Source organism: Leucobacter chironomi DSM 19883 (assembly GCF_000421845.1).
In the GTDB taxonomy this organism is placed as follows: domain Bacteria; phylum Actinomycetota; class Actinomycetes; order Actinomycetales; family Microbacteriaceae; genus Leucobacter; species Leucobacter chironomi.
Genome location: NZ_ATXU01000012.1, coordinates 1 through 16,083, shown reverse-complemented (window position 1 = coordinate 16,083; position 16,083 = coordinate 1). Strand labels below are relative to the sequence as shown.

11 protein-coding genes and 1 rRNA gene are annotated in these 16,083 nt (G+C 69.0%); 10 read left to right on the top strand and 2 right to left on the bottom strand.

Annotation, left to right across the window (positions count from 1 at the left end):
- The first annotated feature begins 14 nt into the window (after positions 1-14).
- From H629_RS0112225 to rlmN, 4 genes are all read left to right on the top strand, one after another.
- A complete protein-coding gene (locus tag H629_RS0112225) occupies positions 15-1,820 on the top strand; it encodes an alkaline phosphatase family protein (protein WP_024357535.1) in 1,806 nt (601 codons plus the stop codon).
- Positions 1,821-1,999: 179 nt separating this feature from the next.
- On the top strand, positions 2,000-3,103 hold the full coding sequence (locus H629_RS0112215) for a carboxylate-amine ligase (protein WP_024357534.1): 1,104 nt from the start codon (positions 2,000-2,002) through the stop codon (positions 3,101-3,103).
- A gap of 91 nt (positions 3,104-3,194) precedes the next feature.
- Positions 3,195-4,028 (top strand): aldo/keto reductase, encoded by an 834-nt coding sequence (locus tag H629_RS0112210; RefSeq protein WP_029746953.1) that lies wholly within the window; start codon positions 3,195-3,197, stop codon positions 4,026-4,028.
- 56 nt (positions 4,029-4,084) lie between these two features.
- On the top strand, positions 4,085-5,386 hold the full coding sequence (gene rlmN / locus H629_RS0112205) for a dual-specificity RNA methyltransferase RlmN (RefSeq protein ID WP_024357532.1): 1,302 nt from the start codon (positions 4,085-4,087) through the stop codon (positions 5,384-5,386).
- Positions 5,387-5,399: 13 nt separating this feature from the next.
- Here rlmN and H629_RS0112200 read toward each other — a convergent pair whose 3' ends face one another.
- Positions 5,400-6,476 carry an aminotransferase class V-fold PLP-dependent enzyme gene (locus H629_RS0112200; RefSeq protein ID WP_024357531.1) on the bottom strand — a complete coding sequence of 359 codons (1,077 nt, stop codon included), beginning with the start codon at positions 6,474-6,476 and terminating at the stop codon, positions 5,400-5,402.
- A 92-nt stretch (positions 6,477-6,568) separates the two neighbouring features.
- Between H629_RS0112200 and H629_RS0112195 the strand changes: the two genes are divergently transcribed.
- From H629_RS0112195 to H629_RS0112175, 5 genes are all read left to right on the top strand, one after another.
- Positions 6,569-7,519 carry a LysR family transcriptional regulator gene (locus H629_RS0112195; RefSeq protein ID WP_024357530.1) on the top strand — a complete coding sequence of 317 codons (951 nt, stop codon included), beginning with the start codon at positions 6,569-6,571 and terminating at the stop codon, positions 7,517-7,519.
- On the top strand, positions 7,516-8,796 hold the full coding sequence (locus H629_RS0112190) for an MFS transporter (RefSeq protein WP_024357529.1): 1,281 nt from the start codon (positions 7,516-7,518) through the stop codon (positions 8,794-8,796). Before H629_RS0112195 ends, H629_RS0112190 begins: the two co-directional genes overlap by 4 nt.
- Before the next feature lie 141 nt (positions 8,797-8,937).
- Complete coding sequence (gene gltX, locus H629_RS0112185) at positions 8,938-10,464, top strand: glutamate--tRNA ligase (RefSeq protein WP_024357528.1); 1,527 nt, start codon at positions 8,938-8,940, stop codon at positions 10,462-10,464.
- A gap of 2 nt (positions 10,465-10,466) precedes the next feature.
- The gene (locus H629_RS0112180) at positions 10,467-11,489 is read left to right on the top strand and encodes an NAD(P)/FAD-dependent oxidoreductase (protein ID WP_024357527.1); all 1,023 of its coding nucleotides are present in this window, start codon (positions 10,467-10,469) and stop codon (positions 11,487-11,489) included.
- A gap of 10 nt (positions 11,490-11,499) precedes the next feature.
- Entirely contained in the window at positions 11,500-12,234 is a 735-nt protein-coding gene (locus tag H629_RS0112175) for a queuosine precursor transporter (RefSeq protein ID WP_024357526.1), read from the top strand.
- A gap of 7 nt (positions 12,235-12,241) precedes the next feature.
- On the opposite strand, the gene tgt is transcribed toward H629_RS0112175, so the two are convergent.
- Positions 12,242-13,579, bottom strand: coding sequence for a tRNA guanosine(34) transglycosylase Tgt (tgt, locus tag H629_RS0112170; protein ID WP_029746948.1), 1,338 nt, complete (start codon positions 13,577-13,579; stop codon positions 12,242-12,244).
- Positions 13,580-14,122: 543 nt separating this feature from the next.
- Here tgt and H629_RS14270 point away from each other — a divergent pair.
- Positions 14,123-15,649: ribosomal RNA gene (locus H629_RS14270) — 16S ribosomal RNA — on the top strand.
- Positions 15,650-16,083: the final 434 nt, after the last annotated feature.

Genomic DNA, 16,083 nt, shown 5'->3' with positions numbered 1-16,083 from the left:
CCGGAAGCACCCGCATGAGCAGCGACGAACAGCCGGAGCGCACCCCGCGCGGCACGAGCCGCAGATCGATACTGCGGGGCGGCGGCCTCATCGCCGCGGGCGCGGCGGCCGGGATCGGCGGCGCCGCGATCGTGCGCGGCCTCGACGGCCAGGTCGGCCAGCCCTACATCCCGGAGGAGTTCGCCGCGCCGAAGGCCCGTAAGACGCCCGGCTTCGACCACCTCGTGGTGCTCATGGGGGAGAACCGGTCCTTCGACAACCTGCTCGGGCACCTCTACACGCCCGACACGCTGCCCGAAGGCGCCTCGTTCGAGGGGCTGGCCTTCGGAGACCACTCGAACCGCGCCTCCGACGGCACCGTCGTGCCGGCCCACGTCTACTCGGGTCCCACCGACCGCATCATGCGCCAGCCCGACCCCGACCCCGGCGAAGAGTACCCGCACGTCAACACCCAGCTCTTCGGATCCCTCGACGACCACAACCGGGGCAAAGAGGTCGCCGAGATGCGCGAGCCCTACAACGCGCCGGAGCCCGGGCAGCGGGCCACGATGACCGGTTTCGTGCTCGACTACGAGACCGACTTCGAGGGGCGCACCGGCCGCAAGCCGTCCACGGCGGAGCGCGACCAGATCATGGGGTCGTTCAGTCCCGAGATGCTGCCGGTCACCTCCGCCCTGGCGCGCGAGTTCGGCGTCTACGACCACTGGTTCTGCGCGGTGCCGAGCCAGACCTTCTGCAACCGCAGCTTCTTCCACGCCTCGACCTCTCACGGCTACGTCACGAACTCGCTGAACGGCGACTACGACAAATGGCTGAACGCGGCCCCGACACCCACCGTGTTCAACAGGCTCGAAGAGGCCGGGCTGAGCTGGCGCATCTACTTCGACGAGCTGCAGCTCGTGTCGTTCACCGGCATGATCCACGCCCCCGTGCTCGAACGCTTCTGGAAGACGGATCGCTTCGCCAGCATGGAGCGGTTCGAGGCCGACGCGAAGAACGGCGAGCTGCCCGACTACGCGTTCATCGAGCCGCGCATGGTGTTCAATCACAACGACTTCCACCCGCCGGTGGGGGTGGCGCGCGAGAGCCCGGTCGACGGCGAGAACGTGTACAACGGCGCACTCTCCGATGTGCGCGCCGGCGACGCCCTGGTGCACCGCGTCTACACCGCGATCCGCACCTCGATGTCTGCCACCGGATCGAACTATCTCAACACCGCTCTGCTCTTCACCTTCGATGAGCACGGCGGCACCTACGATCACGTCGTGCCGCCCGCCGCGAAGCCGCCGCTCGAGGGCGCCGGCGAGATGGGCTTCACCTTCGACAGGCTCGGCTGCCGGGTGCCGGCGGTGCTCGTATCGGCTCATGTCGAGCGGGGCAGCGTGTTCACCGGCGTCATGCACCACGGTTCCCTCTCGGCGACGCTCTGCGACCGTTTCGGGCTCGAACCCCTCACCGAGCGCGACGCGGGTGCGCCCTCGATCGCAGGATCGTTCAACCGCAAGGTGCCCCGGCACGTGGCCGACTGGCCGCAGCCCTCGCCCGCCTTCGTGCCGCCGAACCCGGAGGGCGGCCCGCACCCCGCCGATGCCGAGCCCGACCGGCCGCTGAGCCCACCCGCGAAGGGCTTGCTCGGGCTGCTCATCTCCCGCTACGGCACGGAGAGCGAACGCGCGAACCCGCCCCGCACCTTCGCCGATGCTTACGCCATGTTGCAGAAGTACGGGCAAGGGCTGTTCGGGGCCGACGCCGGAACCGGGCACGGCACGGGCGGCGGATCCGGATCCGCCGCCGGATCAGGCGCCCGGGCCGAAGGGTGATCGGTCTCGACGTGCGCTCGATCGCGTGGGAGAGCGCCGTGGCGGATCCGCTGCGCAGCCCGGGTGCCGCCCGGCCCGCGGCTGCGAGTGACGTGCGCGACCCGCGCGGTGTAGCATGACGCGACCGGTGACGGCGATCCCGCCCCGCCGCAACCCCACCTCGAACGGACGGTGCTGAGATGCCAGTCGACACCCCCGCCCCGCCGCGCTTCGGCGTGGAAGAGGAGTATCTGCTGCTCGACGCGCAGACCGGTCTGCCCCGCGACGGTGTAGAGGGCATGATCGCGGCGCTGCCCGGCCTGCGGGCCGAGCACGAGTACTTCCGCAGCCAGCTCGAGACGGCCACCCCGCCCTGCACGGCCGCGGCTGAGGCCTTCGACTCGCTCGCCGAGTTCCGGGTCGCCGCGTCGCGGGCCGCGACCGAGCAGGGGCTCGTGCTCGCCGGCACGGGGCTCCCGCCCCTCGGCGGCGACGTGCCCGGCCGCGTCACCGACAACGAGCGCTACCGTGACATCGACCGTGCGATGCGCGGCATGGTGCACCGCTACTACTCGACGGGTACCCATGTGCACGTGGAGGTGCCGTCGCGGGATGCCGGCGTCGAGGTGTTCGCGCGCATCGCCCACTGGTCGCCCGTGCTCGTGGCCCTCACCAGCAACTCGCCGCTGTGGCTCGGCGGCGACTCCGGCTACGCGAGCTGGCGCTACCTGCAGCTGCAGCAGTGGCCGAGCTCCGGCTACCCGCCGCATTTCTCAGACGCAGCGGCCTACGACGACGTCGTGCAGCAGCTGGTGCGGGCGGGCGCGCTGCTCGACACGGCCCTCGTGAACTGGTCGATCCGGCTCTCCGAGCGGTTCCCCACGATCGAGCTGCGCACCGCCGATGCGCAGCTCGAGAGCGGTGACGCGGTCGCCTTCGCGCTCATCTTCCGCGCCCTCGTGGCGGGGGCGCTGGGCGAGCGCGAAGCCGGCGCCCCGCTGGCCGAGCCGCAGCGCGACGTGCTGCGCGGCGCGCACTGGGTCGCCGCCCGCAACGGCCTCGCGAGCGAGCTGGTGCACCCGGCGAGCGGCGCACCGGCACCCGCCTTCGAGGTGGTCGACGCACTGCTCGCGCACGTCGCCCCCTCGCTCGAGGCCGCCGGTGACCTCGAGCACGTGCAGCGCTTCGTGGAGCGGCGGCGCGCCGACGGCGGTGCCGCCGAGGCGCAGCGGCGGGCGTGGGCGGCGGGCGGCATCGGCAGCCTGCTGGAGCTGTACCGGGCGTCGTCCGAGACCGACGCGTAGAGCGCCGCCGCAGGGCGGGCGTGATCCGCCCGTGTTCTTCGCGGCGAGGGGGGGCTCGATGCCGCGGCAGGCCCCGCGTAGGCTGAGGGGTATGACCGAGCAGCGCGCCCACAACGGATTCACCCTTCCCGCCATCGGATTCGGCACGTACCGTCTGAACGGCGCGGCCGGCGCGGCTGCCGTGGCCGAGGCCGTGCGCGGCGGCTACCGCCTGATCGACTCGGCATTCCGCTACGAGAACGAGGGCGCGGTCGGTCGTGCGGCGCGCGATTCCGGGGCGGATCGGGCCTCGCTCGTGGTGACCAGCAAGCTGCCCGGCCGCCACCACGAGTACGACGCCGCGCTGCGCACCATCGAGGAGAGCGTCTACCGCACCGGGCTCGACGCGATCGACCTGTACCTGATCCACTGGCCCAACCCGGTGACGGGCCTCTACGTCGAGGCGTGGCGCGCGCTCATCGCCGCACGCGAGCGCGGCCTCGTGCGCCAGATCGGCGTCTCCAACTTCCTGCCCGAGCACATCGAGCGCCTCGACCGCGAGACCGGCGTGCTGCCGGTCGTGAACCAGATCGAGCTGCACCCGTTCTTCCCGCAGCCCGACGCGCTCGACTACCACCGCGAGCGCGGCATCATCACCGAGGCGTGGAGCCCTGTGGGCCGCGGCCGGGATCCGCTGATGTTCGAGGGGGTCGTGGTCGAGATCGCGACGGCCCGCGGCATCACCCCCACGCAGGCGATCCTCGCCTGGCACGTGGCCCGCGGGGCGGTGCCGCTGCCGAAGTCGCAGGATCCGGCTCGCCAGCGCGAGAACCTCGCCGCTGCCGGGATCGAGCTGAGCGGCGCCGAGGTCGACGCGATCACTGCGCTCGGCCGTGCGGACGGCCGCCTCGCCGGGCAGGATCCCGCCGTCTACGAGGAGTTCTGAGCCGCCGATCCGCCGCGGCCAGCCGCACCCAGCTCGCGGATGAGACAATGGGGGAGATGGATCCCAACAAGCTCAACCACGACGCGCCGCCCGCCGAGGGCAAACTGGTCAAGACTCGGCCGCGCGCCGCCGGCGCGACCCGCCCGCAGGTCAAGCCGAAGGCCGAGGGCTGGCAGCAGCTCACCACGCCCGACGGCCGCCCCACGCTGCAGTTCGCGTCGCCGCGCGTGAAGCAGCCCGCCACGCACCTCGCCGACCTCACGCTCGCGGAGCGCGAGGCGAAGGTCGTCGAGATGGGCGTGCCCAAGTTCCGCGCCAAGCAGCTCTCGAAGCACTACTTCGAGCACCGCACCACCGACCCCGAGCAGATGACCGATCTGCCGAAGGATCGCCGCGCCGAACTGGCGGAGGCGTTCTTCCCGCCGCTGCTCACCGAGGTGAAGCGGCTCGTCACCGACGATGGGGCCACGATCAAGTTCCTGTGGCGGCTGTTCGACGGCGCGCTCGTCGAGTCGGTGCTGATGCGCTACCCGGGCCGCATCACGCTCTGCGTGTCGAGCCAGTGCGGTTGCGGCATGAACTGCCCCTTCTGCGCGACCGGGCAGGCGGGCCTCACCCGCAACATGTCGACCGCCGAGATCCTCGACCAGGTGGTGCAGGCCAACCGCGTCATCGCCGAGGGCGGCCTCGGCCGGGCCCGCCGCGAGGGCAACGGCGCCGAACCCGAGCGGGTCAACAACATCGTGTTCATGGGCATGGGCGAGCCGCTCGCCAACTACAAGCGCGTGATGAACGCCGTGCACCGCATGATCGCGCCGTCGCCCGAGGGTCTCGGCATGTCGGCGCGCGGTATCACCGTGTCGACCGTGGGGCTCGCGCCCGCGATCCGCAAGCTCGCCGACGAGGACATCCCGATCACCTTCGCGCTGTCGCTGCACGCGCCCGACGACGAGCTGCGCGACGACCTGATCCCGGTGAACAGCCGGTGGAAGGTCGAGGAGGTGCTCGACGCGGCTTACCACTACTACGAGAAGACGGGCCGCCGCGTCTCGATCGAGTACGCGCTCATCAAAGACATGAACGACCATGCGTGGCGCGCCAACCTGCTCGCCGACAAGCTCAACTCGCGCGGGCGCGGCTGGGTGCACGTGAACCCCATCCCGCTCAACCCGACGCCCGGATCGATCTGGACGTCGTCGACCCGCGAGGTCACGCGCGAGTTCGTCGACCGACTCAACGCGGCCGGCGTACCGACGACGCTGCGCGACACCCGCGGCAAGGAGATCGACGGAGCCTGCGGGCAGCTCGTCGCGACGGAGCAGGACAAGGCCGAGGCCGCCGCCTTCGCCGAGAGCTGAGGGCCTGGCCGGCCTAGCGGCGGAGCGCGCGGGCGAGGCGTTCGACGTCGGCGGCGGTGTTCCAGAGGTGGAACGCGATGCGGGCGTTGCCGGCCCGCCCCGATGCGGTGATGCCGCCGGCGGTGAGTGCGGCGAGGTCGTCGCCGTCGGGATCGGCCCAGGCGACGATGGCGGAGTCGCTCGGCGGCAGTCCGAGCACTTCGCGCGCGGCGTTCGCGAGCGCGAGGTCGTGGGCGTGCACGGCGTCGGGGTCGAGCGACGCGATGCCGGTGAGTGCGGCCTCGGTGCCGCCGAGCACCGGCCACGCGGGGGAGACGTCGAAGCGTCCGGCGCCCGCGGCGAGCGGGGTGTGGCCGGCGTAGCAGGAGCCCCACACGTCGTCGGCCGAGTACCATCCGGCTGCGACGGGCACGAGTTCGTCCTCCAGTCCGGCCCGCACGGTGAGGAAGGCGGTGCCGCGGGGCGCGCACAGCCACTTGTAGGCGTGGCAGACGGTGAAGTCGAAGGCGCCTGCCCCGGTGGGCAGCCAGCCGAGCGACTGGGTGAGGTCGACGAGGGTGCGGGCGCCGGCGCGCGCCGCGGCGACGCGGATCGGCTCGGCGTCGGCCACCTCGCCCGTCGCCGACTGCACCAGCGAGAACACGACGAGGGTCGTCCCGGCGCGGATCTCGTCGGCGAGCTGTGAGACGGGGGCGTAGCGCACGCGCACGCCGCGGTGCGCGTGCTGTTCGAAGGGGTGGGTCAGTGAGGAGAAGTCGCCGGCGGCGCAGAGCACCTCGGCGCCGTCGGGCATGGAGCTCGCGATCACGGAGACGAGCTGCGACACCTGGGAGCCGATCGCCACCCGGTCGACGGTGACGCCGGCGATGCCGGCGAAGAGCGCACGGCAGCGCTCGGCCTGCTCGCCGAGAGTTCGCGCGTTGGCCCGCCCCGCGGCCCAGTCGTCGACGAAGCTGCGCATGGCGTGCGCGGTCGCGGCTGTCGGCAGGCCCGAGGTGCAGGCGGAGAGGTAGCCGGTGCCCGCGGTGAAGCCGAGCTCGGAGAGTCGCTGCGGTAGCGGCGCTGCGGCGGATGCTGGATCGGGGGTCATGCGGCCAGGCTAGGCGACCGCAATGCATAATCAAACAGAATCATTCTTATATTTTGCTTCATGCATGGTTATGTTTGGCGTATCATCGAGGCATGACCACGCTCCGCAACGCCGACCCGCTCGGCTCGATCGATTCGACCGAGCTGCGCATTCTGCACGCCCTCGCGACCACCGGGTCGCTCACCGCCGCGGCCGCGAGCCTCGGCCTGAGCCAGCCCGCGGTCAGCCAGCGCATCAAGCGGGTCGAGACCCGGCTCGCCGTGCCGCTCATCGAGCGCAGCGGGCGAGGCATCCGTCTCACCCCCGCGGGCCGCATCCTCGCGGATCACGGTCGCACGGTCGTCGCCGAGATCGACGCCGCCCTTGCCGCGATCGATGATCTGCGAGGCGAGCGCGCCGGCACGCTGCGCCTCGTCGGGTTCCCGAGTGCGAGCGCGACACTCGTGCCCGCCCTCATGCGCGAGCTCGCGGTCGAAGCGCCCGACGTGGCATTGCAGTACCGCGAGGCCGAGCCGCCGGCCGCCACGGCGATGCTGCGCGACGGAGAAGTCGACTGCGCGCTCATCTTCGACTACGAGGGCGCCGCGGAACTGCCCGCGGGCAGCGCCTTCCTGCCGCTGTGGCGCGAGGAGGTGCGTCTCGTGGCCTCTGACGAGCGCGCCCCGGGCGACGCCGATGTGAAGCTCGGCGAGTTCGCCTCGGACCACTGGATCGCGGGCTGCGAGAAGTGCCGCGGGCACCTGCTGAGCGCGGCGGGCGAAGCCGGCTTCGAGCCCGACATCATCCAGGAGACCGACAACGTGCCGGCCATGCTGGCGATGGCCGCGGCGGGCGGCGCTGTCGCGCTCGTACCGGGGCTCGCGCTGGCGGCAGCGCGCACGCTGCCCGATGACGCGCACGCGCTGCGGCTCGATCCGCCCCGCTACCGCACGATCGGCATCGTCTCGATGGCCACCGCGAACGAGAGCCCGCAGGTGCGCCTCGCGAAGCGGCTCCTCGCGAGCGTCGACGGCTCGTGCTGGGGCCTGGAGCCCGTCGCGTGAGCGGCGCGACTGTCGTGCTCGAGACGGGGGAGCTGCGCCGCGGCGGGCGGCTGCAGCGCCGCACGGTGGCCGTGCTGGCCACCGCGACGATCCTCGGCGGCCTCGGTGTGGGCGCATCCCTCTCGGTGGGCGCGCTGCTGCTCGCAGAGGTGAGCGGCAACGACGCCATCTCGGGGCTCGGATCCGCCATGTTCAACGCGGGAGCGGCTGCCGCGGGCATTCCGCTCGCGCGCGTGGCCGCCCGACACGGCCGCCGCCGCGCGCTCGTCGCGGGCAGTGCGGTCGCGATGCTGGGCGCGGTCGTTGCGATCCTCGGAACGGTGGTGCACCAGTGGTGGCTGCTCGCGCTCGGCATCGCGATGCTGGGCGTCGCGAGCTCGGTGCAGCTGATGTCGCGCTTCGCCGCGACCGATCTCGCGCTGCCACGCAACCGCGCCCGCGACCTGTCTCTGGTGGCCTGGGCGATCACCGTGGGTGCGGTCGTCGGGCCGAACCTCATGGGCCCCGGCGCGGTCGTGGGCGAGGCCCTCGGCGTGACACCGCTCGCCGGCGTGTTCGTCTTCCCCTTCGTGGCGCAGATCCTCGCGGTGCTCGTCAACTGGTTCGGGTTGCGCCCGGATCCGCTGCTCACTGCGCGACAGCTGCCGCCCGAGACCGACAGCGTGCCCGTTGCGCCCGCTGCGGGTGACGGGCCGCAGGGCGGATCCGGATCCGCCCCTCTTCCCATCCCGGTGTCGAACCGCCCGCGGGTGCTCACCGTCTTCATGATCGCGATGGCGCAGGCCATCATGGTGGCGCTCATGGCGATGACGCCGCTGCACCTCATGCATCACGAGGGCACGCCGCAGCTGGTGGGCGTGACCCTCAGCCTGCACATCGCCGGCATGTACGCGCTCTCGCCCGTCTTCGGGGTGCTCGCGGGGCGCATCGGCCGCGTGCAGGTGATCGGGATCGGGTGGGTCATGCTGCTCGGCGCCGTCACCCTCGCCTACTTCGCCGGGGCGTCGCACGCGCTCGTGCAGATCGCGCTCGTGCTGCTCGGTCTGGGCTGGGGGGCCGTCACGGTCGCCGGGGCGGCCCTGCTCACCGAGCTCACCCCGTCGGCGGATCGGCCGCGGTGGCAGGGGCGATCGGACACGATCATGAGCGCGGCCGGTGCGGTGGCGGGTGCGCTCTCGGGCATCGTCTTCGCGATCGGCGACTTCTCCTTCCTCGCGCTCGTGACGGGCGGCCTGCTGGCGCTGGGGGCGCTCGCCACGCTGCGGGTGCGCCGCTGATCCACCTCCACCTGTCGTGAATATGGGATCTGCCGGAGATATGGCGTTTGCGGGGCGGATCGCCATATCTCCGGCAGATCCCATATCTCCGGGGTGTGCCCGAACGGGAATCCGAGCGCTCGGAGGCTAGAATGAGAGGCGATGTCTACGAGCAGCGTTTCCCAGTTCTCCACCGCAACCGGCAGTGACGTGCGCGTGCGCTTCTGCCCGTCCCCGACGGGCACCCCGCACGTCGGCATGGTGCGCACCGCCCTCTTCAACTGGGCGTACGCCCGGCACACGGGAGGCACCTTCGTGTTCCGCATCGAGGACACCGACGCGGCGCGCGACAGCGAGGAGAGCTACGCGCAGATCCTCGACTCGCTGCGCTGGCTCGGGCTCGACTGGGACGAGGGCATCGACGCCGGCGGCGAGCACGGCCCGTACCGCCAGTCGCAGCGCGGTGACATCTACCAGGACGTGATCGCACGCCTCACCGAGGCCGGTCACCTCTACGAGAGCTACTCCACGGCCGAGGAGATCGACGCCCGCAACGAGGCCGCCGGCCGTCCGAAGCAACTCGGCTACGACAACTTCGACCGCGACCTCACCGAGGAGCAGCGCGCCGCGTTCCGCGCCGAGGGCCGTCAGCCCGCGCTGCGCTTCCGCGTGCCCGACACCGACCTCTCCTTCACTGACCTGGTGCGCGGCGACATCTCGTTCCCCGCCGGTTCCACGATCGACTTCGTGGTGGTGCGCCCCAATGGTGCCCCGCTGTACACCCTCGTCAACCCTGTCGACGACGCGCTCATGGGCATCACTCATGTGCTGCGCGGCGAAGACCTGCTGTCGTCGACGCCCCGCCAGATCGCCCTGCACAGCGCGCTCGTCGAGCTCGGCATCGAGCCCGCGATCCCGCGCTTCGGCCATCTGCCCTACGTGATGGGCGAGGGCAACAAGAAGCTCTCGAAGCGCGACCCCGAGTCGAACCTGCTGCACCACCGCTCGCGCGGTTTCATCCCCGAAGGGCTGCTCAACTACCTGTCGCTGCTGGGCTGGTCGTTGGCTCCGGATCGCGACGTGTTCTCGCGCGAGGAGATGGTGGCCGCGTTCGACGTCGCCGACGTCAACCCGAATCCGGCCCGCTTCGATCAGAAGAAGGCCGACGCGATCAACGCCGATCACATCCGCCTGCTCTCGGAGAGCGACTTCGAGTCGCGCATCCTGCCCTACCTGATCGCGGGGGGCGCGCTGCCCGTCGAGCCGAACGAGCAGCAGCTCGAGGTGGTGCGCCGCGCGGTGCCGCTCGTGCAGAGCCGCATCACCGTGCTCTCCGACGTGGTGGGCCTCATGGCGTTCCTGTTCACCTCGGCCGACGCGCTCGTCTACGAAGACGATGCGCTGAAGTCGCTGAAGGACGACGCCCGCCAGGTGCTCGCCGCGAGCATCGCGGCGCTCGACGCCGTGCCCGCAGCCGACTGGCAGACCGAGCCCATCCAGGCGGCGCTGCAGGCGGCCCTCATCGACGGGCTCGGCCTGAAGCCGCGCCTCGCGTTCGGGCCGTTGCGCGTCGCCGCCTCGGGTCGTCGGGTCTCGCCGCCGCTCTTCGAATCGTTCGAGCTGCTGGGCCGCGACGAGTCACTCGCCCGCCTGCGCCGTCTCGACGCGCACCTCGCGGATCGGGCGTAACCGTGTCGGCCGCGGTCCGGACGGATCAGGGGATCCCCGCCGATGGCGACCCGACCCGGGTCGGCGTCGCGATCATCGGGGGAGGGCCCGCCGGCCTCTCGGCCGGCCTGCAGCTGGTGCGGGCGAATCGGCGCATCGCGATCCTCGACTCCAACCGCCCGCGGCACTCGGCCACGCTGCAGTCGCACGGCTTCCTGACCCGCGACGGTGCGTCGCCGCTCGAACTGCGCCGCCTCGGTCGCGAGGAGTTCGAGGCGTACCCCACCGCCGTGTTCTCGCAGGTGATGACGCGGGAGGTGATCCCACTCTCCGCGGAGGAAGCGATCGCCGCTGGTTTCCCCGACGGCATCGGCTTCCGGGTGCGCGGCACCGGCATCCGGGGCGCGGCCGATGTCGAGTACGTCGCGCGCCGCGTGCTCATCGCCGCGGGCCTCACCGAGGATCTGCCCGCGCTGCCCATGATCCGCGCCTACTACGGCACCGCACTGCACAGCTGCGTCGAGTGCGACGGCTTCGAGAAGACCGACAAGCCGCTCGTGCTCATCGGCGAGACGAGCGACCTGTTCGCCCGCGCCCTGCTCATCAGCCGGTTCAGCTCCGACCTGATCGTGTTCACGAACGGCGCCGACACGGTGCGGCCCGAACAGGAGGCGCAGCTCGCCTCCATCGGGGTCCGAGTGGAGCGGCGCGCGATCGATGACATCGTGGGCGAGAAGGCCGAGATGACGGGGGTGCGCCTGGCCGATGGTGAGGTGATCCCGCGCGTCGGCGGTTTCGTGCGGCCGCGCTGGCACGCCCCGGTCGAGTTCATGGGGGAGCTCGACATCGAGCGCGACGACTGGGGCCTCGTGGTGGTCGACGACCGCGGCGAGACCTCCGTGCGCGGCGTGTACGCGGTGGGCGACATCGTGCCGCCCGGGCCGCAGCAGCTCATCATCGCGGCCGGCAACGGTGCGCGGGTCGCCGCGAAACTGAACATGGACATGATCCGGGGGATGCTTGGAGTGGGCCTGATCGATGAGTGAGACGCAGCGGATGAACAGCGTGCAGGAGTCCGAAGACCCTTCGAAGTACCTGACCCCGGGGGCCCGGTCGGCCTCGTCGGGTGGGCGGTACGCGACGATCTCGGCGATCTTCGTCGGCATCCTGCTGATCTCGAACGTGGTCGCGGTGAAGCCGATCGCGTTCGGTGCGATTCCGTTCGGCGAGTTCTCGCTGCCGCTCGTTTTCGACGGCGGGGTGTTCCTGTTCCCGCTGGCCTACATCCTGGGTGACGTGCTCGCCGAGGTCTACGGTTTGAAGGCCTCTCGCCGCGCGATCCTCACCGCCTTCGGGCTCGCGCTCATCGCGTCGCTCACGATCCTCGCGGTGCAGGTGTCGCCGCCGGCGGCGGGCTGGGAGAACCAGGAGGCCTTCGCCGCGGTGCTCGGCTTCGTGCCGCGCATCGTTGCGGCGAGCCTTGTCGCGTTCCTCGCCGGCCAGCTGCTGAACGCCTGGGTGCTGGACCGCATGCGGCGGCGCACCTCCGGCCGCTTCCTGCGCACGCGCCTCATCGCGTCGACCGTGGCGGGCCAGCTGGTCGACACCCTGCTCTTCTGCACGATCGCGTTCGCCGGCATCATCACGGGCGTCGACTTCGTGATGTACGTGGTGCTCGGCTACGTGGTGAAGGTGCTCGCCGAGGTGGTGCTGCTGCCGGTCACCACGCGCGTGATCCGCGCGGTGCGCGCCGCGGAGGAGCGCACCGCGTCGGGGGCCGCGGCATCCTGAGCCTGGATCAGACGCGGTAGCGGGCTGCGGCCTCGCGCGCGAACTCGGCCCCGTACTGGCGACCGAGCACCTCCTCGCGGAACTCGACGAAGGTGCCCTCGACGATCGAGGCACGGATCTGATCCACGAGCCGCACGATGAAGCGCTCGTTGTGGATCGTGGCCAGCGTGGACGACAACATCTCCTTCGCCTTGAAGAGGTGGTGCAGATAGGCGGCCGTGTAGTTCTCGCAGGTGTAGCAGTCGCACTCGGGATCGAGCGGTTCGAAACGGCGCCGCTGGGTGGCCGCCTTCGCGTTGATCCGCCCCCGACTCGAGTACATCGTGGCGCCGCGCGCCTGCCGGGAGGGGGCCACGCAGTCAAAGGTGTCGGCGCCGGCGGCGATGGCCGCGAACAGGTCGTCGGGTTCCGAGATGCCGAGCAGGTGCCGCGGCTTGTGCTCCGGCAGCTCGTCATTGACCCAGCTGCAGATCGTGCCGAGCTCGGCCTTCTCGAGGGCGCCGCCGATGCCGAAGCCGTCGAACTGCTGCCCCTCGGCGTCGGCGCCGTGCATCTCGGCGAGACCGCGGGCCGCCTTGCGACGCAGATCCTCGTACTGGGCGCCCTGCACCACGCCGAAGAGCGCCTGGTAGGGGCGGTGCGAGCGCTCCGCCGTCTGCCTCGCGTGCTCGTCGAGGCAGCGCACGGCCCAGCGCGCGGTGCGGTCGACCGAGTCCTCCTGGTAGGCGCGGGTGTTGAGCAGTGTGGTGCACTCGTCGAAGGCGAAGATGATGTCGGCGCCCAGCTGGTGCTGGATCCGCATCGACACCTCGGGGGTGAAGCGGTGACGATCCCCGTTGAGGAACGACTTGAAGGTGACGCCGTCCTCGTCGACGTGCGCGAGGCGCTCCTTGTTCTTCGCGATGACGTCGTCGCTGCGGTGCATGCCCTCGGTCATCGAGATGACCTTCTTGAAGCCGACCCCGAGCGACATCACCTGGAACCCGCCCGAATCGGTGAAGGTGGGGCCGTCCCAGTTCATGAAGCAGCCGAAACCGCCGGCCTCGTCGACGATGTCGCTGCCCGGCTGCAGGAACAGGTGGTACGCGTTGGCGAGCACCGCCTGCCCGCCGAGCTGCCCGACCGTCTCGGGCAGCAGCGCCTTCACCGTGGCCTTGGTGCCCACCGGAATGAAGGCGGGGGTCTGAATGTCGCCGTGGGGGGTGCGGATCGTGCCCGTCCGCCCGAGGGGGCGGCCGTCGCTGCCGACGGCACCGCCCTGCTCGAGACGGTGCTCGACGGCGAAGCCGAAGTCGGCGGGGGAGGGAAGGGTGGGCGATGCGCTCTGCTCAGTCACGCCCTCCATCTAAGCAGGGGCCGGGGCGAGCGGGGCTCGTGCTGCCGTGGTGCCCAGAGGTGCGGCGCGCCCGGGAAACAGGCCCCGCGCACGCGAATGACCCAATATGACCCCCTGGAGGCCCATATCGGGCGCGGGTGGCGCGGAGGTGTCGGAGGGGTGAATCCGCGGAATCATGCGGAGACACGCCCGGGATTCGGGCGGTAATTGCAGGGAGCTCAGGATCTGCGTAATGTATTCCCTTGTCAGCGCAACGGAGCCGGGCCGCAGAGCGGTTCGGTTCAAAACAATGCGCAGCGAGCACAGAACATGTGCTAGCATGGACAGGTTGCTGTTCGGAAGGCTTTGGCTGGTACGGGTGGTGTCTGGTCTTTGAGAACTCAATAGTGTGCACTTGATTGTCATATGCCAATTATTTATCCCCGGCATCGACTGTTTTGGTTGGTGTTGGAGATTCCTTTTTTGGATAACGAGATTGTCAGTAATGATGGTCTGTTGTCAGGTCAAACTCGCAGCTGGTCGCCTTATTCCGGTGGTTGGTTGCACATGTTTTTTACGGAGAGTTTGATCCTGGCTCAGGACGAACGCTGGCGGCGTGCTTAACACATGCAAGTCGAACGCTGAAGCCCGAGCTTGCTCGGGTGGATGAGTGGCGAACGGGTGAGTAACACGTGAGTAACCTGCCCATGTCTCTGGGATAAGCGCTGGAAACGGCGTCTAATACTGGATACGAGCATCCACTGCATGGTGAGGTGTTGGAAAGATTTATCGGACATGGATGGACTCGCGGCCTATCAGCTAGATGGTGAGGTAATGGCTCACCATGGCGACGACGGGTAGCCGGCCTGAGAGGGTGACCGGCCACACTGGGACTGAGACACGGCCCAGACTCCTACGGGAGGCAGCAGTGGGGAATATTGCACAATGGGCGCAAGCCTGATGCAGCAACGCCGCGTGAGGGATGACGGCCTTCGGGTTGTAAACCTCTTTTGTCAGGGAAGAAGCGAAAGTGACGGTACCTGGAGAAAAAGCACCGGCTAACTACGTGCCAGCAGCCGCGGTAATACGTAGGGTGCAAGCGTTGTCCGGAATTATTGGGCGTAAAGAGCTCGTAGGCGGCTTGTCGCGTCTGCTGTGAAAACCCGAGGCTCAACCTCGGGCCTGCAGTGGGTACGGGCAGGCTAGAGTGCGGTAGGGGAGATTGGAATTCCTGGTGTAGCGGTGGAATGCGCAGATATCAGGAGGAACACCGATGGCGAAGGCAGATCTCTGGGCCGCTACTGACGCTGAGGAGCGAAAGCATGGGGAGCGAACAGGATTAGATACCCTGGTAGTCCATGCCGTAAACGTTGGGAACTAGATGTAGGGCCTGTTCCACGGGTTCTGTGTCGTAGCTAACGCATTAAGTTCCCCGCCTGGGGAGTACGGCCGCAAGGCTAAAACTCAAAGGAATTGACGGGGGCCCGCACAAGCGGCGGAGCATGCGGATTAATTCGATGCAACGCGAAGAACCTTACCAAGGCTTGACATATACGAGAACACTGCAGAGATGCAGGACTCTTTGGACACTCGTATACAGGTGGTGCATGGTTGTCGTCAGCTCGTGTCGTGAGATGTTCGGTTAAGTCCGGCAACGAGCGCAACCCTCGTCCTATGTTGCCAGCACGTTATGGTGGGAACTCATGGGATACTGCCGTGGTCAACACGGAGGAAGGTGGGGATGACGTCAAATCATCATGCCCCTTATGTCTTGGGCTTCACGCATGCTACAATGGCCGATACAAAGGGCTGCGATACCGCGAGGTGGAGCGAATCCCAAAAAGTCGGTCTCAGTTCGGATTGGGGTCTGCAACTCGACCCCATGAAGTCGGAGTCGCTAGTAATCGCAGATCAGCAACGCTGCGGTGAATACGTTCCCGGGCCTTGTACACACCGCCCGTCAAGTCATGAAAGTCGGTAACACCCGAAGCCGGTGGCCTAACCCCTTGTGGGAGGGAGCTGTCGAAGGTGGGACTGGTGATTAGGACTAAGTCGTAACAAGGTAGCCGTACCGGAAGGTGCGGCTGGATCACCTCCTTTCTAAGGAGCACTCGACAGCACTGCTGTCGCAGAATGACTCGACCAACGACAAACGTTCGTTGCGAGTCGCTCATGGGTGGAACATATAACAAGCAAGCTTGTTTGCTCGCCTGCGCTAGTACGCATGGTCTTCTTCGTGGAGATGATGTTGGAACGTGGGGGTGTGTGAGCGGGGTTGCGGCAGGTGCATACTATTGGGTCCTGGAAGACCAGCCGATTCGCCTCCTTTTGGGGGTGGGTGGACTGGGTTTCTTCTGGCCCGCGGTCATGGAACGTGTTGTCCATGATGGTGGGATCGGCCGTACGTTGAGAACTACACAGTGGACGCGAGCATCTAGCCAACGTCAAATCATGATTCTGTTTCCTTTGTGGGGCGGGTTGTGGGTTGGGGTTGGTTGATACTTTAATTTCATTGGTCGCACACCGGCCATGGG